Consider the following 24,569-nt stretch of genomic DNA (forward strand, 5'->3'; position numbering starts at 1 on the left):
AGGCGCGCTGCGCTGCTATGCAGATGGCGGTTGGTTGCTGTCCATAGGAAAGACACGCACAACAGTGGCCCGTTCACGGGTGAGGTTGTTTGAAAAAAGCCGTAATGGCTGGACAGGCTGTTGACCTGTCCAGATCTCTTTTTAAGAGTTTGTTTCAGTGTTGCGTTGCCACAATGCATAGTAGACCCGCCCGGATTTCTGCTCCCGGTGCAGGCGCCAGCTGGCCGGAAGGCCGAGGGTCGAGGGCGCGGATTCGCTTTCGGTGTAGATCCAGGCGTTGTCAGCCAGCCACTGGCGCTCTTCGAGCAGCGCACAGACGACGGGCAGCAGGTTCTGGTTGAATGGCGGATCGAGAAAAACCAGGTCGAACGCGATCGCCGGCTGGCTTTCCAGGTACCGCAAGGCGTCGGCGGTCTGCACCTGGCCGGTGGTACAGCGCAGGGTGCCCAGGTGCTCGCGCAGGCTGGACACGGCGATGTTGCTGCTGTCCAGCGCCTGGCCCATGGCAGCGCCACGGGACAGGGCTTCGAGGAACAACGCGCCACTGCCAGCGAACGGGTCGAGTACTTTGGCCCCGGCCACGTACGGCGCGAGCCAGTTGAACAGGGTTTCCCGGACCCGGTCCGGCGTCGGGCGCAGGCCTGGGGCGTCGGGGAAGCTCAGGCGACGACTACGCCATTCGCCGCCGATGATGCGCAATTGGTTAACGCCGTTATGGACGTTGTGAAGCGGTTTTTTGCTGGGACGCGATGGGCTGGCCATTAATGCTCCGGAACCCCGAGCGGCTGCTCGGCGGGTTTATCAGTAGGGGCCGGTAACGGCTTTTGTGGCACGGTTGGACCAGCGCTGACGATGACCATCTTGTCGGTGCTCAGGTGGTTGTTCAGTGCGGTCTTGACCTGCTCGACGGTCAGGTTCTGGGACTGCTGCATGAAGTCTTCAAGATAGCTGAGTGGCAGGTTATAGAACCCCATGGCACCCAGTTGCCCGACGATATCGGCGTTGCTGGCGGTGGACAGCGGAAAGCTGCCGGCCAGTTCACGCTTGGCGTCGTCCAGTTCTTTCTGGGTCGGACCGGTTTTCAGGTAATCGGCCAGAACGTCCTGAACCAGTTTCAGCGTGCCTTCGCTCATCTCGGCGCGGGTCTGCAGGTTGATCATGAACGGCCCGCGAGCCTGCATCGGGGTGAAACCGGAGTATACGCCGTAAGTCAGGCCACGCTTCTCGCGGACTTCACTCATCAGCCGCGTACCGAAACCGCCACCGCCGAGGATCTGGTTGCCCAGGGACAATGCCGCGTAGTCCGGATCATCACGGTCGATGCCCAGTTGCGCAAGCATCAGGTTAGTCTGATTGGACGGGAACTCGATATGGCCGATGCTGGCCTTGGGCTCAACCGGCGGTTCGATTTTCGCCAGCGCCGGGCCTTTGGGCAGTGCAGCGGAGACTTGTGTAGCAATGGCCTCGGCTTCGCTGCGCGACAGGTCGCCAACCAGCGCGATCACCACATTGCCGGCGGCATAGGCCTTGGCGTGGAATGCCTGCAACTGAGCGAGGCTGATGGGCGGAACGCTTTTCGCGGTGCCATCGCTGGAGTGGGCGTAAGGATGATCGCCGTAAAGACGATTCATCAGCTCAAGGCTCGCCAGTTTGCCAGGACTTTGCTTCTGGTATTCGAAACCGGCGAGCATCTGGTTCTTGATTCGCGCCAGCGAGTCGTCCGGGAAGGTCGGTTTACCCACCACTTCAGCAAACAGCTTCAAGGCCGGTTCGCGTTTATCCGCCGCGCTCAGGCTGCGCAGCGAGGCGACGGCCATGTCTTTAAAAGCGCCATTGCCGAAATCGGCACCGAGGCCTTCGAAACCTTCGGCGATCCCGCCGACATCTTTGCCGGCGATGCCCTCGTTGAGCATGGAGTTGGTCAGCAATGCCAGACCGGGCGCAGTGCCATCCTGGCTGCTGCCGGCAGCAAAGGTCAGGCGCATGTCGAACATCGGCAGTTCACGGGCTTCAACGAACAGCACCTTGGCGCCTTCGGCGGTGTTCCAGGTCTGTACATCCAGGGCCCGGCGGCCAGGCGCCTTGCCGTCCAGTTCGGCCAGGGATTGCAGCTTCTTGCTGGCCTTGGCCTTATCCAGCGCCTGGCTGGCATCGGATTCACTGGGGCGGCTGAGGTAGAAACCCAGCGAGCCAATCAGTGCGACGAGCACCAGGCCGATCAGGGCCAGGCGTGATTTTTTGCGCTCACTCATGGGCGGTCTCCTCGGGCAATACATGCGCAACGCTGAGACGTTCGCGGGTGAAATAGGTGCGGGCGGCGTTCTGGATGTCTTGCGGGGTCACGCTTTGCAGCTCGTCGAGCTCGCTGTCCATCAGTTTCCAGGACAGACCGACGGTTTCCAGCTGGCCGATGGCGGTGGCCTGGCTGGTGATCGAATCACGTTCGTAGACCAGGCCGGCGATCACCTGTGCGCGCACGCGTTCCAGCTCTTCGGCCGTCGGCGCGGTGGTTTTCAACTGCTCGAGCAGGCGCCACAGACCGGCTTCGGCCTGGGCCATGGTTTTGTTTTTCTGCGAGTTGGGTGTCGCGGAGAGCGTGAACAGACTGTCACCGCGGGTGTAGGCGTCGTAATTCGACGAACCGCCGGAGACCAGCTCTTCGCCACGCTCCAGCTGGGTCGGGATGCGTGCACTGTAACCGCCGTCGAGCAGGGCGGAAATCAGCCGCAAGGCATTCACCGAGCGTTTGTCTACTGCTGTCGCAATGCTTGGCACGTTGAAGCCGAGCATCAGGCTTGGCAGTTGGGTCTTCACGTGCAGAGTGATCTGGCGTTCGCCGGGCTCGGCCAGTTCCATCGGGATCTTCGCCGGCGGTATGGCGCGCTTGGCGATCGGGCCAAAGTAGCGCTGAGCCAGGGCCTTGACCTCATCCGGTGTGACGTCGCCGACCACCACCAGCGTGGCATTGTTCGGGACATACCAGGACGTGTACCAGTTGCGCAGCTCCTCGACCTTCATCCGGTCCAGGTCGGCCATCCAGCCGATGGTCGGCGTGTGGTAGCCGCTCGCCGGATAGGCCATGGCCTTGAAGCGCTCGTAGGCCTTGGACATGGGTTTGTCGTCGGTGCGCAGGCGGCGCTCTTCCTTGATCACTTCGATCTCGCGGCTGAACTCGTCGGCCGGCAGGCGCAGGCTGGCCATGCGGTCGGCTTCCAGCTCGAAGGCCACCGCCAGACGGTCGCGGGCCAGTACCTGGTAGTAGGCGGTGAAGTCGTCGCTGGTGAAGGCGTTCTCTTCGGCGCCCAGATCGCGCAGGATCAACGAGGCTTCACCTGGGCCGACTTTCTCGCTGCCCTTGAACATCATGTGCTCCAGAGCGTGGGACAAACCGGTCTGGCCCGGGGTTTCATAGCTGGAGCCGACCTTGTACCAGACCTGCGAAACCACCACAGGGGCGCGATGGTCTTCGCGCACGACCACTTTAAGGCCGTTGTCGAGAGTGAACTCATGGGTGGGTTGTGGATCGGCAGCCAAGGCTGAAAGGGGCAGACAAACTGTGCTGAACAGCAGGCCTGCGGCGCGGCGGGCTAGAGCATTCATTCGTTTTTAAACCTGTTGGGCTGCCCGCGTGGTCTTAGCGTCGGCGGGCGAGAGGGTGCTAGGATACTGATCGATTTTACTGGCGGCCACGCCTATCAGGCCTTTGATCGGTCAGCAGGTTGTATGAGTTTCCGGCAGAAGCTTTGAGTTTGTCAGCTAAACTCTGGGTTTTCGCCGACGATGCCGTTCCAGTCCTTAGTATTTAGTCGACCTTTGAGGTGCCGATCAGCACCTCGACAAAATGTTGCGCGTGAACAAGCTGGGTAAAAAACAGTCTGTTCTGCAGCGAATATTTATTTGCCGAGGCGCCACATTGGCGCGTCGCTACCTTGAGATAGCCGTCATCCATGTTTGGTTCCAACGACGACAAGAAGACCCCAGCTGCGGCTGGCGAGAAAAAAGGCCTGTTCGGATGGCTGCGCAAAAAGCCGCAGGAAACCGTCGTCGAACAGCCGCAAGCCAATCCTGAGCCTGCCACTGAACCGGTTGTGGACGCTGCGCCGGTTGTAGACGTGCCCGCTCCAGTAGTTTTGCCCGTCGCCGAGCCGGTCCTTCAGCCGGTAGTCGAGCCTGTACCGGTTGCACCCGCCCTGCCGATTACGCATGTCGAGCATAAGCCGTGGCTGGTCCTGCCGGTGGCGGAAGAGCCAGTCGGGCTGGTCGAAGATGAATTGGCGCCGCATATCACCCCGCCGATTCCGGCGCCGACAGATGTTCAGCAAGCGGTACAGCTGCTGGTTAGCGAACGCGTTGCCGTGGTTGAGCCGGTTGCAGCGGAACCGGTAATGCTCGAGCTCGATGTTCCACAGCCAGTTATTGCTGCATTTCTGGCTGCGGAATCTGTCCCTGCACCCGTTCCTGAGCCCGTCGCTGCAGAGGTTGTTGCCGCGCCTGTTGCTCCTGTTGCGCCTGTTGCTACACCTGTTGCGCCAGGGCTCGATGCGCCGGTCGCATCGCCCGTAACCGCCGAACCAGCCCGCGCCAGCAGCGAAGAAAACAAAGTCGGTTTCTTTGCCCGTCTCAAGCAAGGTCTGTCCAAGACCAGCGCCAGCATCGGCGAGGGCATGGCCAGCCTGTTCCTCGGCAAGAAGCTGATCGATGACGAGCTGCTCGAAGACATCGAGACCCGTCTGCTGACTGCTGACGTCGGCGTCGAAGCGACTTCGGTGATCATCCAGAGCCTGACCCAGAAAGTCGCGCGCAAACAGCTGGCCGACGCTAATGCGCTGTACAAATCCCTGCAGGCCGAGCTCACGGACATGCTCAAGCCGGTCGAGAAGCCGCTGAACATCATCTCGCAGAACAAGCCGTTCGTGATCCTGGTGGTCGGCGTCAACGGCGCCGGTAAAACCACCACCATCGGCAAACTGGCGAAGAAGCTGCAGCTCGAAGGCAAGAAAGTCATGCTCGCGGCCGGTGATACCTTCCGCGCGGCGGCAGTCGAGCAGTTGCAGGTCTGGGGTGAGCGCAACAAGATTCCGGTGATTGCCCAGCACACGGGCGCCGATTCCGCCTCGGTGATCTTTGATGCGGTACAGGCTGCCAAGGCCCGAGGCATCGACGTATTGATCGCCGATACCGCCGGTCGCCTGCACACTAAAGACAACCTGATGGAAGAGCTGAAGAAGGTTCGCCGGGTCATTAGTAAGCTCGACGCCGATGCGCCCCACGAAGTGCTGCTGGTGCTCGACGCCGGTACGGGTCAGAACGCGATCAGCCAGGCCAAGCAATTCCACCAGACGGTCGAGCTGACCGGTCTTGCCTTGACTAAGCTCGACGGTACGGCCAAAGGCGGGGTTATCTTTGCCCTGGCCAAGCAATTTGGCCTGCCCATTCGCTACATCGGTGTCGGTGAAAGCATCGATGATTTGCGTACTTTTGAAGCCGAACCCTTTGTCCAGGCACTGTTTGCCGAGCGGGAGCGTTCATGATTCGTTTCGAACAGGTCGGTAAGCGCTATCCGAACGGTCACGTCGGCTTGCATGAGCTGAGCTTTCGAGTCCGTCGGGGCGAGTTCTTGTTTGTCACCGGCCATTCCGGCGCCGGTAAAAGCACCTTGCTGCGACTGTTGCTGGCCATGGAGCGTCCGACCACCGGCAAGCTGTTGCTGGCCGGTCAGGATCTGGGCCAGATCAGCAACGCACAGATTCCTTTCCTGCGGCGGCAGATCGGCGTGGTCTTCCAGAACCACCAGTTGCTGTTCGACCGCACGATTTTCAACAACATCGCCTTGCCGTTGCAGATTCTCGGGCTGTCCAAGGCCGAGATCGCCAAGCGCGTGGATTCGGCCCTGGAGCGCGTGGCGCTTTCGGACAAGACCGATCTGTACCCAGGCGATCTGTCCACCGGTCAGCAACAGCGCGTTGGCATCGCCCGCGCCATCGTCCATCGCCCGGCTCTTTTGCTGGCGGACGAACCGACCGGTAACCTCGACCCGCGTCTGGCGGCAGAAATCATGGGTGTATTCGAAGACATCAATCGGCTGGGTACCAGCGTGCTGATTGCCAGTCACGACCTGGCGCTGATTGCCCGCATGCGCCATCGCATGCTGACACTGCAGCGCGGTCGGTTGATCGGCGACGGGGAGGCTGGGGTATGAGCGCGACACGCAGTCCGAAAGTTTCCGAACGGGTGGCGCCCAAAGCCGCCGACCCGCAACCGCAGAAGAAAAAACGCGACGAGGACGACGGCCCGGACTTCAGTAGCTTGCTGCGTGCCTGGATCGAAAGTCACCGCGCCAGCTTGCTGGACAGCCTGCGTCGCCTGGGTAAACAGCCAGTCGGCAGTTTCTTCACCTGCCTGGTAATGGCCGTTGCCCTGAGTTTGCCGATGGGGCTGTCACTTCTGCTGAGTAACGTCGAGCGTCTCGGCGGCTCCTGGCAGCGTGCGGCGCAGATTTCCCTGTACCTGCAACTCGATACCAGCACCGGCGAAGGCGCGCAACTGCGCGAGCAGATCAAAGGCCTGCCGGGTGTGGCGGATGCCGAATACATCAGCCGTGACCAGGCCCTGGAGGAGTTCCAGCAGCAGTCCGGCCTGGGTGAGGCGCTCAAGGAATTGCCGCACAATCCGTTGCCGGGCGTGGTCCTGGTGACCCCGAACGAAATCGACAAACCCGCCCTTGAAGCATTAAGACAAAAACTTTCCGAGCTGCCGAAGGTACAACAGGCACAACTTGATCTAGTCTGGGTCGAGCGTCTGGCAGCGATCCTCAAGCTCGGCGACCGATTTGTCTTTGGTCTGACGGTGCTTCTGGTTTCTGCATTACTTTTGGTGATAGGCAATACCATTCGTCTTCATATTGAAAACCGCCGCACAGAGATAGAAGTGATTAAACTGGTCGGCGGCACTGACAGTTATGTGCGTAGGCCCTTTCTGTATATGGGTGCGCTTTATGGCTTCGGTGCGGGGATTCTCTCCTGGGGCGTACTGGCGTTCGGCCTCGATTGGCTGAACGATGCGGTGGTCGGGCTGGCCGGTCTGTACGGCAGTGATTTTGCGCTGGCCGGTGTGCCGGTCGCCGATGGTCTGTCACTCTTGCTTGGCGCGGTGCTGTTGGGGTATATCGGTGCTTGGATTGCGGTAGCACGCCACCTACGGGAGCTTGCGCCGAAGTAGTGTCTTTTTGCTTGTATTGACCTTTTCAGCTTTCTAGGGAACTTGTCTTTCGGTTTCCGGTCAATTTTCGCAGTGCTGAACTGCACGAGTTATGTGAGTCGGAGGTTTTTTCGTATGACCACTTCTTTGCAACCTGCATATGCTTTAGTCCCGGGTGCGAACCTGGAGGCTTATGTGCACACGGTGAACAGCATTCCATTGCTGACGCCGGAGCAGGAGCGTGAACTGGCCGAGAGTCTCTACTATGAGCAGGATTTGGGGGCGGCTCGGCAGATGGTGCTCGCCCACCTGCGTTTTGTTGTACATATTGCCCGCAGCTATTCCGGCTACGGCCTGGCCCAGGCTGACCTGATCCAGGAAGGCAACGTCGGCCTGATGAAAGCGGTAAAACGCTTCAACCCGGAAATGGGCGTGCGTCTGGTGTCGTTCGCCGTGCACTGGATCAAGGCTGAAATCCACGAGTTCATCCTGCGCAACTGGCGCATCGTCAAGGTCGCCACGACCAAGGCCCAGCGCAAGCTGTTCTTCAACCTGCGCAGCCAGAAAAAGCGTCTGGCCTGGCTGAACAACGAGGAAGTCCATCGCGTGGCGGAAAGCCTCGGCGTAGAGCCGCGGGAAGTGCGCGAGATGGAAAGCCGCCTGACCGGTCATGACATGGCCTTCGACCCGGCTGCGGAAGCGGACGACGACAGTGCCTTCCAGTCGCCGGCCAACTATCTGGAAGACCACCGGTACGACCCGGCCCGTCAACTGGAAGATGCCGACTGGAGCGACAACTCGAACCACAACCTGCACGAAGCGCTGGAGGTGCTGGACGACCGTAGTCGCGACATCCTCTACCAGCGCTGGCTGGCGGAAGAGAAGTCGACCCTGCATGACCTGGCGCAGAAGTACAACGTGTCGGCCGAGCGTATTCGTCAGCTCGAGAAGAGCGCGATGAACAAGCTCAAGTTGTCGATCGCCGCTTAACTGCAGCGATAAGCAATAAAAAAACGCCCCGATCATTGATTGGGGCTTTTTTTAAGGTCTCAAGATCAAAAGATCGCAGCCTATCGGCAGCTCCTACAGAATCCGTATACACGTTGCATCGGCGTAGGAGCTGCCGAAGGCTGCGATCTTTTTCCAGAGGACGACGCGGTCTCGGATCACTGCGCCCAGGGTGCCCTGCGCGAATCGTTCAGCCCGGCCAGATAACCCTCGCCACCCAATTGCCCCATCTGTCGGCGAATCCAGCCGGCGCGGCGTCCCACATAGCTGCTTGGACGGCTGGCGCTCCACGCTCGCGGGTTGGGTAGTACGGCCGCCAGCAGACTGGCTTGCTGGCGCGACAGTGAGGCTGCGCCGACGCCGAAGTGGTGCCGAGCCGCTGCTTCGGCGCCGAAGACTCCGGCATCCCATTCCACGCTGTTGAGGTAGACCTCAAGAATCCGCTGCTTGGGCCAGAGTATTTCGATCAGCCCGGTAAACCAGGCCTCCAGCCCTTTGCGCAACCAGCTGCGGCCGGACCATAGAAACAGGTTCTTCGACACTTGCTGGCTCAGGGTGCTGGCACCACGGATCGAGCCGCCGCGTTCGTTGTGGGCAAATGCCGCCTGAATCGCGCCGAAATCAAAACCCCAGTGCTCGGAGAACTTCTGATCCTCGCCGGCAATCACCGCGATTTTCAGGTCGTCCGAGATCTTCTCCCAGGGCTGCCAGTCGCGTTGCAGGTCGATCGGCTCGCCGTTGAACCAGGATTCGACCTTGCGCTCGACCATCAGCGCCGTTCCCGGTGGCGGCACAAAGCGAAACACCAGCACCAGCAACACGCTGCCGGCTGCGAACCAGAGCAGGGCTTGGGTGAATCGACGAAAAAATAAACGCAGCATAGAGATGGCTTGGCCGAACCCGTTGAGCGGGCCATTATACAGACCCTGTTGAATGATTCTGACTGGAGTTCCACATGCTGCGTGGCTTTCTGCTGCTGGCTGCCTTTTTCGGGTTTACCGGCGTCGCCCTCGGCGCGTTTGCCGCCCACGGCCTGAAACATCGCCTCAGCGCGGAGTATCTGGCGATCTTTCACACAGGGGTCACCTATCAGTTGGTGCATACCCTGGCGTTGCTGGGCGTTGCACTGCTGGCCACTCAAATACCCGGGCGCCTGATGACATGGGCCGGCGTCTCATTTGTCATCGGTATACTGTTGTTCTCCGGCAGCCTCTATCTGCTGACCCTGACTGGAGTCAGCAAGCTTGGTATCGTGACGCCCTTCGGTGGCCTGGCCTTCCTGATAGGCTGGTTATGCCTGGGGCTTGCAGCCTGGCGGTTGTAGGAGCGAGCTTGCTCGCGAAAAAAACGCCGGGGCAACGCGTATAAGCAGGAAACACGCGTTATCGTTGACGTCCATCGCGAGCAAACGGAACGTCGCCCGGCTGCTCCTACAGGGACCATGACACGCCTGTCCATTTCATGACGAATGGCTTGGGTCGACCTGACTGATCGGGCTAGAATGCTGACCCCTAAAAATGATGACGGCATCCGGCATGCGCATTCAGTTGAACGGTGAATCCTTTGAACTGCCCGACGGCGAAACCGTTGCGGCCCTGCTGACCCGCCTGGATCTGACCGGACGCCGGGTGGCGGTCGAACTCAATCTGGACATCGTCCCGCGCAGTCAGCATGCCGAGACCGCGCTCAATGAGGGCGATCAGGTCGAAGTGGTCCACGCCATCGGCGGCGGCTAGGCAACCCGGCAATTGAGCGCCAAAGAATTCTGCAGAACCTCACCCCAACAGAGGATTTCCCATGAGCAACGTTCGTAGCGACAAGCCCTTCGTCCTGGCCGGTCGTACTTACCAGTCGCGTTTGCTGGTAGGCACCGGCAAGTACCGCGACATGGAAGAAACCCGTCTGGCCATCGAAGCTTCTGGCGCGCAAATCGTCACCGTTGCGGTGCGCCGGACCAACATCGGCCAGAACCCGGGTGAGCCGAACCTGCTCGACATCCTGCCGCCGGATCGTTACACCATCCTGCCAAACACCGCCGGTTGCTATGACGCGATCGAAGCCGTGCGCACCTGCCGTCTGGCCCGTGAACTGCTGGATGGTCACAACCTGGTCAAGCTGGAAGTCCTGGCTGATCAGAAGACCCTGTTTCCCAACGTTATCGAAACCCTCAAGGCCGCGGAAATACTGGTCAAGGATGGTTTCGACGTGATGGTCTACACCAGCGATGACCCGATCATTGCCCGGCAACTGGAGCAAATCGGCTGCATCGCCGTGATGCCGCTGGCCGGTTTGATCGGTACGGGTCTGGGGATCTGCAACCCGTACAACCTGCGAATTATCCTCGAAGAAGCCAATATACCGGTGTTGGTGGATGCCGGTGTCGGTACTGCTTCCGACGCCACCATTGCTATGGAGCTGGGTTGCGAAGCGGTGCTGATGAACTCGGCCATCGCCAATGCGCAACAGCCGATCATGATGGCTGAAGCCATGAAGCACGCCATTGTTGCAGGTCGCCTGGCCTACCTCGCCGGGCGCATGCCGAAAAAACTCTATGCCAGCGCCTCCTCGCCGCTGGATGGTCTGATCAAGTAAGAGCCATTGATGACTGAATCAAACGACACGCCTATCGCGCCTGCAGAAGGCGAAGAACGCCAACACCGCCGCATCAAGAGTTTCGTGATGCGCGCCGGGCGTATGACCGAAGGCCAGCACAAAGGTCTGGAGCAAGGTACGCCGCTGTTCGTTCTGCCACTGGCCGATGCGCCGGTGGACTTCGACCAGGTGTTCGGCCGCTCGGCGCCGCGCACCCTGGAAATCGGTTTCGGCATGGGGCATTCGTTGCTGGAAATGGCTGCAGCTTCACCCGAGCAGGATTTCATCGGCGTTGAAGTCCACCGTCCGGGTGTCGGCGCGCTGCTCAATGGCGTGCTGACTCAGGGCCTGACCAATCTGCGGGTCTACGATTGCGACGCGATCGAAGTGCTCAACCGTTGTATTGCCGATAACAGTCTCGATCGCCTGCTGCTGTTCTTCCCGGATCCGTGGCACAAGAGCCGTCATCACAAGCGTCGCATCGTTCAGGCGTCCTTCGCCGAACTGGTGCGCAGCAAGTTGAAGGTCGGCGGCGTGCTGCATATGGCGACCGATTGGGAACCCTATGCCGAGTACATGCTGGAAGTCATGGACGTCGCGCCGGGCTACCGCAACTTCGCTGAAGACGGCAAATGCGTACCGCGTCCGACCGAACGCCCGATCACCAAGTTTGAGCGTCGTGGCGAGCGTTTAGGGCATGGGGTTTGGGATTTGAAGTTCGAGAAACAGTCTTAAGCTGCAACGCAATCCAAAATGTGGGAGCGGGCTTACTGTGGCGAGGGGGCTTGCCCCCGTTCGGCTGCGAAGCAGTCGTAAAACCATTCCGCGCGGTGTACCTGATCTAGCGCGGTGGCTGGTTTTTGGGCCGCTTCGCGACCCAGCGCGGGCAAGCCCGCTCGCCACAGTAAGCCCGCTCCCACAGTTGTTTTGTGTCTAGTCAGAAGTTAGCGGCGGTCTGCCACAACTCCGATCAACACCAATACCACCAACAACACCGGCGCCAGGCTGTAGTTGTTGAACTGGCTCAGGCCCTTGATGATCCAGGGTGTGGCGTAGATCAGTGCGACGCCGCTGCCGACCATGCACAGCAGGGCCATCAAGGGTACGCGCAGCGCGCCGGCGATGCCGCCCAGGCGCTGCTCGACCCAGCCTTTGATGTCCGCGCCGAACAGCACCAGCAGGCAGCCAACCAGCGCCAGAGAGATTTCCGAAAGGTTGCTGCGGCTCCAGCGGGACACGGTGGCGAGCAGGTCGAGTATCAAATCCATTCGATTTCCTTAGATCAGAAAATATTGCAGCAAGTCATTGAGGAACAGCTGCCCGCGGGCGGTAGCCGCCAGGCGTGTGGGTTCGACCTGCAATAAGCCACTTTGTTCTGCTTGCCGGCGCGCGTCGGCCAGGCTTTCCAGGCTCAGGCCAGTACGCTGAGCGTACAACGCCGCATCGACGCCATCGGTCAGGCGCAAGGCGTTCATCAGAAATTCGAACGGCAATTCATCGTTGCTCAGGGATTTCTCGCCGGCCTGAAAGCTTTTGGCCGGGTTGAGGTAGTCCTTGGGCAGCCGGGTTTTCCAGGTGCGCACGATGCGCCCGTCGGGATGGCTGAGCTTGCCGTGAGCGCCCGCGCCGATACCGATGAAGTCGCCAAAGCTCCAGTAATTGAGGTTATGTCGCGCCGGACGTCCGGGCTGGGCATAGGCCGAGACTTCGTACTGGGCGTAACCGTGCTCGGCCAACAGTGCCTGGCCGGCTTCCTGAATGTCCCACAGGGTGTCGTCTTCGGGCAGGGTCGGCGGCTGGTTCCAGAACACCGTGTTCGGCTCCAGGGTCAGCTGATACCAGGACAGATGGGTCGGCTTCAGCGCGATGGCCTGGCGCAGGTCGCTCAGGGCATCGTCCAGGGACTGATCGGGCAAGCCGTGCATCAGGTCCAGGTTGAAGTTGTCGAAGCCTGCCTGACGGGCCATGCCGGCGGCACGTACGGCTTCGTCGCCGTTGTGGATCCGCCCCAGTGCCTTGAGTTTGGCTTCCTGGAAACTCTGGATACCGATCGACAAGCGATTGATGCCCAGGGCGCGGTAAGCAACGAACTTCTCCTGCTCGAAGGTTCCGGGGTTGGCTTCCAGGGTGATTTCGATGTCGCTGGCAAACGGGATACGTTGTTCCACGCCTTTGAGCAGGCGGCCCAAAGCGTCGGCGCTGAACAGGCTGGGCGTGCCGCCGCCGAAAAAGATCGAGCTCAGTTCGCGGCCGTAGACGGCGTGCAGGTCCTGATCAAGGTCGGCCAACAGTGCGTCGATGTATTCCTGTTCCGGCAGCACGGGGCTTGCGGTATGGGAGTTGAAGTCGCAATACGGGCATTTGCGTACACACCAGGGAATGTGGATGTACAGCGCCAGGGGCGGCAACTGGGGCAGGGCCGCGCGAGGCGTTTGCGCGCCGCCGAAGATCAGCGGCTGCGCCGATGAGCCCTTAGTCATGCCAGCCCCAGACGCTGGCGCAGCAGGGCCATGGCGCGGGCGCGATGGCTCAGTTGGTTTTTCTCGCTCGGGCTCAGCTCGGCGCTGGAGCAATTGCGCTCCGGGACCCAGAACAGCGGGTCGTAGCCGAAACCGTGGGCGCCACTGGCGGCAGGCAGGATACGGCCATGCCACAGGCCTTCGCAGAGAATCGGTAGTGGATCATCGGCATGCCGAACCAGGGCCAGCACGCAAACGAACTGCGCGCCGCGCTCGTCTTGCGGCACATCCTTCAACACTTCCAGCAGCTTGGCGTTGTTGGCTGCATCGCCCTGGCCATCGGCGTAGCGTGCGGAGTAGATGCCCGGCGCGCCGCCGAGAAAGTCCACCGCCAGCCCGGAATCGTCAGCCAACGCCGGCAGACCGGAAATGCGTGCGGCATTGCGCGCCTTGAGGATGGCGTTTTCGACGAACGACAGACCGGTTTCTTCCGGTTCGACGCTGCTGAACTCGCCAATCGAGCGCAAATGCACGGACTCACCGAGCATGGCCTGGAGTTCTTTGAGTTTGCCGGCGTTATGGCTGGCCAATACGAGTTGCGTGAAGTTCATTATTTGCCCGGGAATAGCTCTTGGTTGAAACTGAAGCTGTTGGTTTTGCCACCAGTTTTAACGTTGATCGTGAAGGTGCGGGTTTCCTGTTGTTCCACAGGGAACTGCGCGAGGTAGTAGATCGCGCCTTGCTCGGTGACCTGCTTGAACTTCAGCGGGATTGACACACTGGTAAGGTCTTTCACCGTGCCGCTGACCTCAGACACCAGCGGTTTGCCGTCCTTGAGCACGGAAACGTTGATCACGCCCTGATTCTTGCTGCGCACCAGTTCGGCGGCTTTGGCGATGTCCGGTTGGATGAACGTCGAGTTAAAGGTGTTGTAGTGCACGGTGACGTCACCGAACACTTCCTTGCGTTCGCCTTTGATTACATCGGCCGCCACAGCGGTCAGGCTCAGACAGGTACTGAGTAGAAAAATAGCCAAGCGACCCATGTTCGTTCTCCTCGAAGTAGCGTGGTTTATACCGCGACCTTGTGATCCTCGAGGCCGGGGCTGCTGACGTGGTAGATGCCGATTTCACCTAATAGATTAGGCCATAGCTTACTGGCCCACCCATGCCGATGTTGTTGATCGACGGCAAGCCGATCGATGACCCGCGCTTTGCGCTCACGGCACAGCTCTTCGAAGTCGCCGAAGGTGCAAAAGTGGATGTTCGGCGTGTTGTACCAGGTGTACGGCAGGAAGTCCGAAACGGGCATCCGGCCTTTGCTGGCCAGGTACCAGCGGCAGCGCCAGTGACCGAAATTGGGGAAGGTGATGATGCACTGACGACCGACCCGCAACATTTCGTCGAGGATCCGGTCCGGGTAGTGCACGGCTTGCAGGGCCTGGGTCATGACCACCACATCGAAGCTGTTGCTGGCAAAGTTGCCCAGCCCCTTGTCCAGATCCTGCTCGATGACGTTGATGCCTTTGGCGACGCACTCGGCAATGTTGTCCGGGTCGTTTTCCAGGCCATAGCCGGTGACTTGCTTGTGGTCCCGCAGCCAGGTGAGCAGTTCGCCATCGCCGCAGCCGAGGTCGAGCACGCGGCTGCCGGCGGGGATCCAGTCTTGGATGATTTCCAGGTCGGCTCTCATGGCGTCCTCAAAGCGAAATTCGATTCATGTAGTTGCTGAAAGCCTGCAAATAGCGCGGGATCGGAATCAGGAAGGCGTCATGGCCTTGCGGAGCATCGATCTCCAGGTAGCAGACGTCTTTCTTGGCCGCCATCAGCGCGTCCACCAACTCCCGCGAGCGGGCCGGGGAAAAGCGCCAGTCGGTAGTGAAGGACATCACGCAGAACCTGGCCTTGGCCCCGGCGAAGGTTTTTGCCAGGTCGTCGTCGAAATTCGCCGCCGGATCGAAGTAGTCCAGGGCCTTGGTCATCAGCAGGTAGGTGTTGGCGTCGAAACGGCCGGAGAACTCCTCGCCTTGATAACGCAGGTAGCTTTCGACCTGGAACTCGACGCTGTGGAAGTCATAGTTGAGCTTTTCACTCTTCAGGCCACGGCCGAATTTCTCGCCCATGGAGTCATCCGACAGGTAGGTGATGTGCCCGACCATCCGCGCCAGCATCAGCCCGCGCTTGGGGATCACGCCCTGTTCCTGGAACGAGCCGCCGTGGAACTCGGGGTCGGTCAGGATGGCCTGGCGCGCCACTTCGTTGAAGGCGATATTCTGCGCCGACAGCTTGGGGGCCGAGGCGATCGCCAGGCAGTGACGGATGCGCTCGGGGTAGCTGATGCTCCACTGCAAGGCCTGCATGCCGCCCAGGCTGCCACCGATCACCGCGGCCCACTGGCGGATACCCAGCAGGTCGGCCAGGCGCGCCTGGCTGTGGACCCAGTCTTCGACGGTCAATACCGGAAAGTCGGCGCCAAAGGGTTTGCCGCTTTCCGGGTTGATGCTGCTCGGGCCGGTGGAGCCATTGCAACCACCGAGGTTGTTCAGACTGACGACGAAGAACTTATTGGTATCGATCGGTTTGCCGGGGCCGATGCAGCTGTCCCACCACCCGGGTTTGCGGTCGTCGGGGCTGTGAAAGCCCGCCGCGTGGTGGTGGCCGGACAGCGCATGACAGATCAGCACGGCGTTGCTGGCCGTGGCGTTCAGCGCGCCATAGGTTTCGTAGATCAGATCATAGGCTGGCAGGGAGCGGCCGCAGGCAAGGGCCAGGGGCTCGCTGAAGTGCGCCATTTGCGGCGTCACCAGACCAACGGAATCGTGGGGAAAGACAGTGGACATCGACCCTGCTCTCGCTTAAATGAGGCGTAAGTCTAATGAGCGCTGTCCCCAGCAGCAAGCAAAGGCCGGAGCATCTGAAAATTAGTCTGTTTGCAGAAACGCCGGCCTCGACTTCTCGGTAGTCTCAGGCGATCAAAACCACTCATCGCGCATGGTCAGGCACGTATCATCGCGGGCCTCGAGAATTGCCAGCTCATGATGACAGCCCGGTACTTCCCATGTCAGGAAGTAGCGGGCGGCCTGCAGCTTGCCTTTGTAGAAGCTGACATCCGCACCATTGCCTTTGAGTAGTCCTTCTTCAGCGCGGATTGCCTGTTCCAGCCAGCGCCAGCCGATCACCGTGTGGCCGAAGACTTTGAGGTACAGCGCCGAGTTGGCCAGGCTGCTGTTGACCTTGCCTTGGCCCAGGTCGCTCAGCAGGCCGAGGGTGACGGTTTGCAGGCGCGTCACCAGTTGCTCCAGCGGTTGGCGCAGTGGCGTCAGGGATTCATGGGCCTGTGCCCGCTCGGCGGTGTCGGCGATCAGGCGGATCAGCTGTTTGAGCCCGGCCCCGCCGTTCTGCGCGAGTTTGCGCCCCAGCAGATCCAGTGACTGGATGCCGTGGGTACCTTCGTGGATCGGATTCAGGCGATTGTCGCGGTAATACTGTTCCACCGGGTATTCGCGGGTGTAGCCATGACCGCCGAGGATCTGGATCGCCAGCTCGTTGGCTTTCAGGCAAAACTCCGATGGCCAGGATTTGACGATCGGGGTCAGCAGGTCCAGCAGTTCGTGGGCCTGTTTGCGTTCGGCTTCGGTCTCGAGCGTGCTGGTGTCGTCGAACAGTCTCGCCGCAAACAGGCCCAGGTCAAAGGCGCCCTCGACGTAAGCCTTTTGGGTCAGCAGCATGCGTTTGATGTCGGCATGCTGGATGATCGAGACCGGTGCGGTATTCGGATCCTTGCTGTCCGGCAGGCGACCTTGCGGACGTTCGCGAGCGTACTCCAGGGAATACAGATAGCCGGCATAACCCAGCATCACTGCGCCCATGCCTACGCCGATCCGTGCCTCGTTCATCATCTGGAACATATAGCTCAGGCCTTGGTGTGGTTTGCCCACCAGGTAGCCGACACACTCGCCCTTATCACCAAAATTCAGTGCGGTTGAGGTCGTGCCCTTCCAGCCCATCTTGTGGAACAGCCCGGCCAGCAGTACGTCGTTGCGCGGGCCGAGACTGCCGTCATCCTTGACCAGGAACTTGGGCACGATAAACAGCGAAATGCCTTTCACTCCCGCAGGCGCATCCGGCAGCTTGGCCAGGACCATGTGCACAATGTTTTCCGATAGCGAATGGTCGCCACCGGAGATGAAAATCTTGTTGCCCTTGAGTCGGTAGGTACCATCGGCGGCAGGTTCCGCTCGGGTGCGGATGTCCGACAGCGATGAGCCGGCATGGGGCTCGGTCAAGGCCATGGTGCCGAAGAAACGACCGTCGATCATGGGCTGCAGGAAGCGCTGTTTCTGCTCATCGCTGCCGAAGCTTTCGATCAGGTTCGCTGCGCCCATGGTCAGGAACGGGTACGAGGTCGATGCCGCGTTGGCCGATTGGAAATGCGCGAAGCAGGCTTGCGAGAGTAGGGTCGGCAACTGCATGCCGCCAGCCTCGAAACTGCGCGCGGCGTTGAGGAAGCCGGCTTCAAGGAAGGCATCGACTGCCGGTTTCACTTCCGGGATCAGAATCGCCTGACCGTCTTCGTAGCGCGGTTCGTTCTCGTCGCCCTTGCGGTTGTGCGGCGCGAAAAACTTCTCGGCGATGTTGCGCGCGGTGCTGATGGCCGCATCGAAGGTTTCGCGGTTGTGCTCGGCAAAACGCTCACGCTGGGTCAGGCCTTCGGCATCAAGGACTTCATACAGCTCGAAAGCCAGATTGCGGGAACTGAGCAGCGTCTCGGACATGGCGGCCTACCTTTTTTTGGGATGGACCGAGTCTAGGTGTGGGGAGGGCAGGGTGAACAGGAAGATTGATCTGGGTGATGGAGGGGCAGAACGAAGCGACAGTCGGATGTTTCAATAGAGTCTGTGAGATTGCCAAGATCGCAGCCTTCGGCAGCTCCTACAGAGGTGCGCGATCTCATGTAGGAGCTGCCGAAGGCTGCGATCTTTTGATCTTGCTTCTAAAAAAACCGGACACCCATTGCAGGCGCCCGGTTTTTTTCGGTTTAGCCGATAGTCATCAAGCTGGCATTACCACCCGCAGCAGCAGTGTTAACGCTCAGCGCACGCTCGATCACCAGACGTTCCAGCGCAATGCTGGTTTCGCCTTGGGACAGGCCGTGAACCCCGACGATAGCGCCGGCACGCTTGGCCACTTGCTGGCAGACCGCCCGCAGCTGATCGGAGTGGCCATGATGCAGAACCGCATCAAACACCACTTCGTCCTTGCTCCAGTCGTTGACCAGCTTGATGCGCGCTTGCACTTCTTTCGGCAGGCGAGCGTAGAGCGCCTTGTTCAACTCGGCATCCGGCCAGACTGCCGAACCACCGACAGCCAGTACCGCAGCCAGTTGGCTCAGCAGATCCGCTTCGACTTCCGCCAGGCACAGTACATGCTCGCGGGGCAGGATGGCGTAGCTGTTGCGTTCACCGGTCGGGCCGCTCAGCAGGCGGGTGATACCGCTTTGCGATTGTGCTGCGAATTGCAGGCAAAGCGCGCTCAGGTCGGCCTGTTTATTGCTGTCAGCCCAGGTTTTCAGAGCGGTCAGTGGTTTGCTCATGGCATCACGCAGACGAACATCCGGCGCGCTCAATGCGTCACCGCGAACGAAGGATTGCTCGATCGCATCGGTAGGACGAGTCGACAGCAAGCGGTACAGGTACAGCGGACCACCGGCTTTCGGACCGGTACCCGACAAACCTTCGCCGCCGAACGGCTGCACACCGACCACGGCACCCACGATATTGCGGTTGACGTAGACGTTACCGGCATTGACGTTGTCGATCACCTTGGCGATGGTTTCGTCGATGCGGGTGTGAACGCCCAGGGTCAGACCGTAGCCGGAAGCGTTGATCTGGCCGATCAGCTGATCGATCTCTTTACGCTTGTAGCGCACCACGTGCAGCACCGGACCGAAGATCTCCCGTTGCAGCTCGTCGAAGCTTTCCAGCTCAATCAAGGTCGGCATCACGAAGGTGCCGCGTTTGACTTCTTCGCTGTTGGCGATCGCCACCTGGTAAACGTTGCGACCTTTATCGCGCATGCCCTGGATGTGCTTCTCGATGCCAGCCTTGGCTTCAGCGTCGATCACCGGACCGATGTCCACGGACAGGCGTTCCGGATTACCGAGACGGCATTCGGCCATGGCGCCTTTGAGCATTTCGATGACGCGGTCTGCAGAATCTTCCTGCAGGCACAGTACGCGCAGGGCCGAGCAACGTTGACCGGCGCTGTCGAAGGCCGAGGATACGACGTCGATGACCACTTGTTCGGTCAGTGCCGAGGAGTCGACGATCATTGCGTTCTGGCCGCCGGTTTCAGCGATCAGCGGGATCGGACGGCCCTGGGTATCCAGGCGGCCGGCGACACTGCGTTGCAGCAAGCGAGCGACTTCGGTGGAGCCGGTGAACATCACACCTTTGACCCGATCGTCGCCGACCAGGCGGGCGCCGACGGTCTCGCCACGGCCCGGCAGCAGTTGCAGCACGCCTTCCGGGATCCCGGCTTCAAGCATCAGGCGCACGGCTTGAGCCGCGATCAGTGGAGTTTGTTCGGCTGGCTTGGCCAGGACCGGGTTACCGGCAGCCAGTGCAGCAGCAACCTGGCCACTGAAGATCGCCAGAGGGAAGTTCCACGGGCTGATGCAAACCACCGGGCCCAACGGGCGGTGGGCATCGTTGGTGAAATCGTTGCGAGCCTGTACTGCGTAGTAACGCAGGAAGTCCACGGCTTCACGCACTTCGGCGATGGCGTTGGCGAAGGTCTTGCCGGCTTCGCGAGCCAGCAGGCCCATCAGCGGCTGGATCTCGCCTTCCATCAAATCGGCAGCGCGTTCCAGAATCGCGGCGCGCTCGGCTGGTGGGGTGGCCTGCCAGATTGGTGCGGCGTTCAGCGCGCACTGAATCGCGTTGTCGACGTCTTCGATATTGGCTTCTTGCACATGGCCGACCACGTCACGCAGATCGGACGGGTTCAGTACCGGTGCCAAAGCTTCGTTACTCGAAGCGCAACCGAGCATCGGCGCGGCTGTCCAGTGGTTGTGCGCGGTGGCCAGCAGGGCGCAGGACAGAGATGCCAGACGATGTTCGTTGGCCAGGTCGATGCCGCTCGAGTTGGCGCGCTCGGCACCATACAGATCGCGCGGCAGCGGGATACGCGGGTGCGGCAGGCCGAAGCCGCCTTCCAGCGTCGCCATCTGCTCGATGCTGGCCACTGGATCGGCCACCAGCTCCTGAATCGAGATGGATTGGTCGGCGATGCGGTTGACGAACGAGGTGTTGGCGCCGTTTTCCAGCAGACGACGGACCAGGTAGGCCAGTAGTGTTTCGTGAGTCCCGACCGGCGCGTAGACGCGGCATGGACGGTTCAGCTTGCCTTCGGAAACCTTGCCTACCACCTGCTCGTACAGCGGTTCACCCATGCCGTGCAGGCATTGGAATTCGTACTGACCTGGGTAGTAGTTCTGACCGGCGATATGGTAAATGGCCGACAGGGTGTGGGCGTTGTGGGTGGCGAACTGCGGGTAAATGACTTCCGGCACCGACAGCAGTTTGCGCGCGCAAGCAATGTAGGACACGTCGGTGTACACCTTGCGGGTGTAGACCGGATAGCCTTCCAGGCCTTCGACCTGGGCGCGCTTGATTTCGCTGTCCCAGTACGCGCCTTTCACCAGGCGGATCATCAGGCGATGACGGCTGCGACGAGCCAGGTCGATCACATAGTCGATCACGTACGGGCAACGTTTCTGGTAAGCCTGGATGACGAAACCGATGCCGTTCCAGCCAGTCAGTTGCGGCTCGAAGCACAGACGCTCCAGCAGATCCAGGGACAACTCGAGGCGATCAGCTTCTTCGGCGTCGATGTTCAGGCCGATATCGTAATGCTTGGCCAGCAGGGTCAGCGACAGCAGGCGCGGGTACAGCTCGTCCATCACCCGCTCGTACTGGGCGCGGCTGTAGCGCGGGTGCAGGGCCGAGAGCTTGATCGAGATGCCCGGGCCTTCATAAATGCCGCGACCGTGGGAAGCCTTGCCGATCGAATGGATGGCCTGCTCGTAGGATGCCAGGTATTTCTGGGCGTCATGTTCGGTCAGTGCGGCTTCACCGAGCATGTCGTAGGAATAGCGGAAGCCCTTGGCTTCGAACTTGCTGGCGTTGGCCAGGGCTTCGGCGATGGTTTCGCCGGTGACGAACTGCTCGCCCATCAGGCGCATGGCCATGTCGACGCCCTTGCGGATCATCGGTTCGCCGCTCTTGCCGATGATGCGGCTCAGGGACGAAGTCAGGCCGGCTTCGTTATGGGTAGCGACCAGTTTGCCGGTCAGCAGCAGGCCCCAGGTAGCGGCGTTGACGAACAGCGACGGGCTGTTGCCCAGGTGCGGATGCCAGTTACCGGTACTGATCTTGTCGCGGATCAGTGCGTCGCGGGTGCCTTTATCCGGAATACGCAGCAGCGCTTCGGCCAGGCACATCAGCGCCACGCCTTCCTGGGACGACAGGGAAAACTCCTGCAGCAGGCCCTGAACGATACCGGCACGGCCGCCGGCGCTCTTCTGATTGCGCAGTTTTTCAGCAATCGAAGCGGCCAGCTTGTTGGTGGCTTCAGCCATGGTCGCAGGCAGACGTGCCTGCTCGATCAGCATCGGCACCACTTCCGGTTCCGGGCGACGGTAGGCGGCAGTAATCGACGCGCGCAGGACCGATTGCGGCAGGATGCTCTCGGCGAACTCGAGGAAGCACTGGTGTGCGTGGTCAGCCTGCACGTCGCCGGCGTCTTCAGCGTCTTTACTGATCAAACCGTTCAGCTCGGTCAGGGTTGCACCACCCTCGAGTTTTTCCAGGTAATTGAAAATTGCCTGCTTGATCAGCCAGTGCGGCGTGCGATCAATCGAGGTTGCGGCGGCTTTGAGGCGCTCGCGGGTCGGGTCATCGAGTTTGACCCCAAGGGTGGTGGTAGCCATATTTTTATCCTCATGTTTGCCACGACTGCGTGACATCAGCTGGCGGCAAGATTAGCCGTGAGCAGACCGAGGTGCAACCGGGTGCAACCTTTTTTTGTCGGAAAAATAGACGGCTCGTCAGGAAATAATTTCCACCAGCCAGAAGCCGCGCCTGCTGGGTGCTTTTTACTTCTGGATATACAATTTTTTGCGCCGAAAGGGAGCAAAAACGGCGATTTCAATTAAAAATCCGACTAGGTGCAACTTATTCGACCGAAACTGGTTGCACCTTATTTGCATTGTTGAATAGCATTCGCGCCCAAGGTGCAACCAGTCCAAAAGAGCGGTTCATCGGCTGATGGCTTTCCTGGGGAAACGTCAGTCATAAATGCGCGGCAACCAGAATCGTCTATCCACTCAGGTGTGCAGACGGGTCCCACAGACCGCCGCTACATAAAAACAATGCCAGGGCGTAACTCAATGAGCGTAAGTAATCCAACCCTGATCACGTTCGTGATCTACATCGCGGCAATGGTATTGATCGGCTTCATGGCCTATCGCTCCACCAACAACCTTTCCGACTATATTCTGGGCGGCCGTAGCCTGGGCAGCGTGGTGACCGCGCTTTCCGCCGGTGCTTCCGACATGAGCGGCTGGTTGCTGATGGGCTTGCCGGGCGCGATTTATATGTCCGGTCTGTCGGAAAGCTGGATCGCCATCGGCCTGATCATCGGTGCCTACCTGAACTGGCTATTCGTGGCCGGTCGTCTGCGGGTGCAGACCGAGCACAACGGCGACGCACTGACCCTGCCGGATTACTTCTCCAGCCGATTCGAAGACAAAAGCGGTCTGTTGCGCATCATCTCGGCCATCGTGATTCTGGTGTTCTTCACCATCTATTGCGCTTCCGGCATCGTTGCCGGCGCCCGCCTGTTCGAAAGCACCTTCGGCATGTCTTATGAGACTGCGCTGTGGGCCGGTGCTGCGGCGACTATTGCCTACACCTTCGTCGGTGGTTTCCTGGCAGTGAGCTGGACTGACACCGTGCAAGCCACGCTGATGATCTTCGCCCTGCTGCTGACGCCAATCATCGTGCTGCTGGCGACCGGTGGCATCGACACCACCTTCCTGGCCATCGAAGCGCAAGATCCAAGCAACTTCGACATGCTGAAAAACACCACCTTCATCGGCATCATCTCGCTGATGGGTTGGGGCCTGGGCTACTTCGGTCAGCCGCACATCCTCGCGCGTTTCATGGCGGCGGATTCGGTCAAATCGATCGCCAAAGCCCGTCGCATCTCCATGACCTGGATGATCCTGTGCCTGGGCGGCACAGTGGCCGTCGGCTTCTTCGGTATTGCCTACTTCTCGGCGAACCCGGCCGTGGCGATGCCGGTGAGCGAGAACCACGAGCGAGTGTTCATCGAGCTGGCGAAGATCCTCTTCAACCCATGGATTGCCGGGATCTTGTTGTCGGCCATTCTGGCTGCCGTGATGAGCACCTTGAGCTGCCAGTTGCTGGTGTGCTCCAGCGCCCTGACCGAAGACTTCTACAAGACCTTCCTGCGTAAAAATGCTTCCCAGATCGAACTGGTATGGGTCGGCCGCGCCATGGTGCTGTTGGTTGCCCTGATCGCCATCGCCATGGCTGCCAACCCGGAAAACCGCGTACTGGGTCTGGTCAGCTACGCCTGGGCCGGTTTCGGTGCCGCTTTCGGTCCGGTGGTCCTGATCTCGGTGATCTGGAAAGACATGACTCGTAACGGCGCACTGGCCGGTATCCTGGTCGGCGCAATCACCGTGATCGTCTGGAAACACTTCGAGTTGCTGGGTCTGTACGAAATCATCCCGGGCTTCATCTTCGCCAGCCTCGCGATCTACATCGTCAGCAAGATGGGCGCTCCGACTGCCGGCATGCTGCAGCGCTTCGCCGCCGCCGAGAAAGACTTCCAGCTGAACAGCTGAGTGAGATGAGCTGATGCCCTAGGCATTCAGTGACATGAAAACGGCCCGCGTCCTTTTGGAGGCGGGCCGTTTTTTTGTGCCTGCCGATCCGAAATCCACCCCTCACCCCAGCCCTCCCGAAACGTCGGACCGCCCCAGCGGGGCGAGGGAGCAGAATGTGGGTTTCTGAGGATGTGCTGCGACCTGAAAATGCTGCGTTGAATCCATAATCGACTCGGTTTCACAGGTCGCAGCAGCTCGGCAGACACTCAAGATCAGTCCCCTCGCCCCCTTGGGCATAGGTATCTACACATCTCGCTGGCCGAACACCCTACCTGTGGCGAGGGGGCTTGTCGGAACGCCGCACCGCCCCGCTCGGCTGCGCAGCAGTCGTAAAAC

At 60.3% G+C, this 24,569-nt stretch carries 22 protein-coding genes; 9 read left to right on the forward strand and 13 right to left on the reverse strand.

Translation table 11 applies throughout. The features are described 5' to 3' along the window. Nucleotides 1-141: 141 nt before the first annotated feature. The 4 genes from rsmD to F8N21_RS11770 form a co-directional block, all read right to left on the reverse strand. Nucleotides 142-762, reverse strand: coding sequence for a 16S rRNA (guanine(966)-N(2))-methyltransferase RsmD (gene rsmD, locus F8N21_RS11755; protein ID WP_150642294.1), 621 nt, complete (start codon nucleotides 760-762; stop codon nucleotides 142-144). Next, on the reverse strand, nucleotides 762-2,252 hold the full coding sequence (locus F8N21_RS11760; protein ID WP_150642295.1) for a M16 family metallopeptidase: 1,491 nt from the start codon (nucleotides 2,250-2,252) through the stop codon (nucleotides 762-764). Before F8N21_RS11760 ends, rsmD begins: the two co-directional genes overlap by 1 nt. Beyond that, the gene (locus tag F8N21_RS11765; RefSeq protein ID WP_150642296.1) at nucleotides 2,245-3,600 is read right to left on the reverse strand and encodes a M16 family metallopeptidase; all 1,356 of its coding nucleotides are present in this window, start codon (nucleotides 3,598-3,600) and stop codon (nucleotides 2,245-2,247) included. The genes F8N21_RS11760 and F8N21_RS11765 overlap by 8 nt, the downstream gene beginning before the upstream one ends. A 202-nt stretch (nucleotides 3,601-3,802) precedes the next feature. After that, a complete protein-coding gene (locus tag F8N21_RS11770) occupies nucleotides 3,803-3,949 on the reverse strand; it encodes a hypothetical protein (protein WP_191624291.1) in 147 nt (48 codons plus the stop codon). Between F8N21_RS11770 and ftsY the strand changes: the two genes are divergently transcribed. From ftsY to rpoH, 4 genes are all read left to right on the forward strand, one after another. After that, nucleotides 3,948-5,531 carry a signal recognition particle-docking protein FtsY gene (gene ftsY, locus F8N21_RS11775; protein WP_150642297.1) on the forward strand — a complete coding sequence of 528 codons (1,584 nt, stop codon included), beginning with the start codon at nucleotides 3,948-3,950 and terminating at the stop codon, nucleotides 5,529-5,531. The two genes, F8N21_RS11770 and ftsY, sit on opposite strands and share 2 nt — an antisense overlap. Next, nucleotides 5,528-6,199: a cell division ATP-binding protein FtsE gene (gene ftsE / locus F8N21_RS11780; protein WP_150642298.1), complete on the forward strand. Its 672-nt coding sequence runs from the start codon at nucleotides 5,528-5,530 to the stop codon at nucleotides 6,197-6,199. Before ftsY ends, ftsE begins: the two co-directional genes overlap by 4 nt. Then, nucleotides 6,196-7,218 carry a permease-like cell division protein FtsX gene (ftsX, locus tag F8N21_RS11785; RefSeq protein WP_150642299.1) on the forward strand — a complete coding sequence of 341 codons (1,023 nt, stop codon included), beginning with the start codon at nucleotides 6,196-6,198 and terminating at the stop codon, nucleotides 7,216-7,218. The genes ftsE and ftsX overlap by 4 nt, the downstream gene beginning before the upstream one ends. A 114-nt stretch (nucleotides 7,219-7,332) precedes the next feature. Further along, nucleotides 7,333-8,187 (forward strand): RNA polymerase sigma factor RpoH, encoded by an 855-nt coding sequence (gene rpoH / locus F8N21_RS11790; RefSeq protein WP_150642300.1) that lies wholly within the window; start codon nucleotides 7,333-7,335, stop codon nucleotides 8,185-8,187. A gap of 176 nt (nucleotides 8,188-8,363) precedes the next feature. Here rpoH and mtgA read toward each other — a convergent pair whose 3' ends face one another. Then, entirely contained in the window at nucleotides 8,364-9,086 is a 723-nt protein-coding gene (mtgA, locus tag F8N21_RS11795) for a monofunctional biosynthetic peptidoglycan transglycosylase (RefSeq protein WP_150642301.1), read from the reverse strand. 74 nt (nucleotides 9,087-9,160) lie between these two features. Between mtgA and F8N21_RS11800 the strand changes: the two genes are divergently transcribed. From F8N21_RS11800 to trmB, 4 genes are all read left to right on the forward strand, one after another. Further along, a complete protein-coding gene (locus F8N21_RS11800) occupies nucleotides 9,161-9,529 on the forward strand; it encodes a DUF423 domain-containing protein (RefSeq protein WP_150642302.1) in 369 nt (122 codons plus the stop codon). Between the two features lie 211 nt (nucleotides 9,530-9,740). After that, the gene (thiS, locus tag F8N21_RS11805; protein ID WP_150642303.1) at nucleotides 9,741-9,941 is read left to right on the forward strand and encodes a sulfur carrier protein ThiS; all 201 of its coding nucleotides are present in this window, start codon (nucleotides 9,741-9,743) and stop codon (nucleotides 9,939-9,941) included. Between the two features lie 61 nt (nucleotides 9,942-10,002). Then, on the forward strand, nucleotides 10,003-10,797 hold the full coding sequence (locus tag F8N21_RS11810; protein WP_150642304.1) for a thiazole synthase: 795 nt from the start codon (nucleotides 10,003-10,005) through the stop codon (nucleotides 10,795-10,797). 9 nt (nucleotides 10,798-10,806) lie between these two features. Next, nucleotides 10,807-11,532, forward strand: a complete 726-nt coding sequence (gene trmB / locus F8N21_RS11815) for a tRNA (guanosine(46)-N7)-methyltransferase TrmB (RefSeq protein ID WP_150642305.1) — start codon at nucleotides 10,807-10,809, stop codon at nucleotides 11,530-11,532. Between the two features lie 209 nt (nucleotides 11,533-11,741). On the opposite strand, the gene F8N21_RS11820 is transcribed toward trmB, so the two are convergent. From F8N21_RS11820 to putA, 8 genes are all read right to left on the reverse strand, one after another. After that, nucleotides 11,742-12,065, reverse strand: a complete 324-nt coding sequence (locus F8N21_RS11820) for a DUF3392 domain-containing protein (RefSeq protein ID WP_150642306.1) — start codon at nucleotides 12,063-12,065, stop codon at nucleotides 11,742-11,744. A 9-nt stretch (nucleotides 12,066-12,074) separates the two neighbouring features. Beyond that, entirely contained in the window at nucleotides 12,075-13,277 is a 1,203-nt protein-coding gene (hemW, locus tag F8N21_RS11825) for a radical SAM family heme chaperone HemW (protein ID WP_150642307.1), read from the reverse strand. Then, complete coding sequence (gene rdgB, locus F8N21_RS11830) at nucleotides 13,274-13,867, reverse strand: RdgB/HAM1 family non-canonical purine NTP pyrophosphatase (RefSeq protein ID WP_412071634.1); 594 nt, start codon at nucleotides 13,865-13,867, stop codon at nucleotides 13,274-13,276. The genes hemW and rdgB overlap by 4 nt, the downstream gene beginning before the upstream one ends. After that, nucleotides 13,867-14,301: a DUF4426 domain-containing protein gene (locus F8N21_RS11835; RefSeq protein ID WP_150642309.1), complete on the reverse strand. Its 435-nt coding sequence runs from the start codon at nucleotides 14,299-14,301 to the stop codon at nucleotides 13,867-13,869. The genes rdgB and F8N21_RS11835 overlap by 1 nt, the downstream gene beginning before the upstream one ends. A gap of 26 nt (nucleotides 14,302-14,327) precedes the next feature. Then, nucleotides 14,328-14,948 (reverse strand): methionine biosynthesis protein MetW, encoded by a 621-nt coding sequence (metW, locus tag F8N21_RS11840; protein WP_150642310.1) that lies wholly within the window; start codon nucleotides 14,946-14,948, stop codon nucleotides 14,328-14,330. Between the two features lie 7 nt (nucleotides 14,949-14,955). Continuing rightward, nucleotides 14,956-16,095 carry a homoserine O-succinyltransferase MetX gene (gene metX, locus F8N21_RS11845; RefSeq protein ID WP_150642311.1) on the reverse strand — a complete coding sequence of 380 codons (1,140 nt, stop codon included), beginning with the start codon at nucleotides 16,093-16,095 and terminating at the stop codon, nucleotides 14,956-14,958. Nucleotides 16,096-16,227: 132 nt separating this feature from the next. Continuing rightward, nucleotides 16,228-18,030 carry an acyl-CoA dehydrogenase gene (locus tag F8N21_RS11850; RefSeq protein WP_150642312.1) on the reverse strand — a complete coding sequence of 601 codons (1,803 nt, stop codon included), beginning with the start codon at nucleotides 18,028-18,030 and terminating at the stop codon, nucleotides 16,228-16,230. A gap of 263 nt (nucleotides 18,031-18,293) precedes the next feature. Further along, complete coding sequence (gene putA, locus F8N21_RS11855; protein WP_150642313.1) at nucleotides 18,294-22,247, reverse strand: trifunctional transcriptional regulator/proline dehydrogenase/L-glutamate gamma-semialdehyde dehydrogenase; 3,954 nt, start codon at nucleotides 22,245-22,247, stop codon at nucleotides 18,294-18,296. Between the two features lie 459 nt (nucleotides 22,248-22,706). Here putA and putP point away from each other — a divergent pair, with 459 nt between their 5' ends. Then, complete coding sequence (gene putP, locus F8N21_RS11860; RefSeq protein WP_150642314.1) at nucleotides 22,707-24,191, forward strand: sodium/proline symporter PutP; 1,485 nt, start codon at nucleotides 22,707-22,709, stop codon at nucleotides 24,189-24,191. Nucleotides 24,192-24,569: the final 378 nt, after the last annotated feature.

Source organism: Pseudomonas fluorescens, from assembly GCF_902497895.1.
GTDB lineage: Bacteria > Pseudomonadota > Gammaproteobacteria > Pseudomonadales > Pseudomonadaceae > Aquipseudomonas > Aquipseudomonas fluorescens_BP.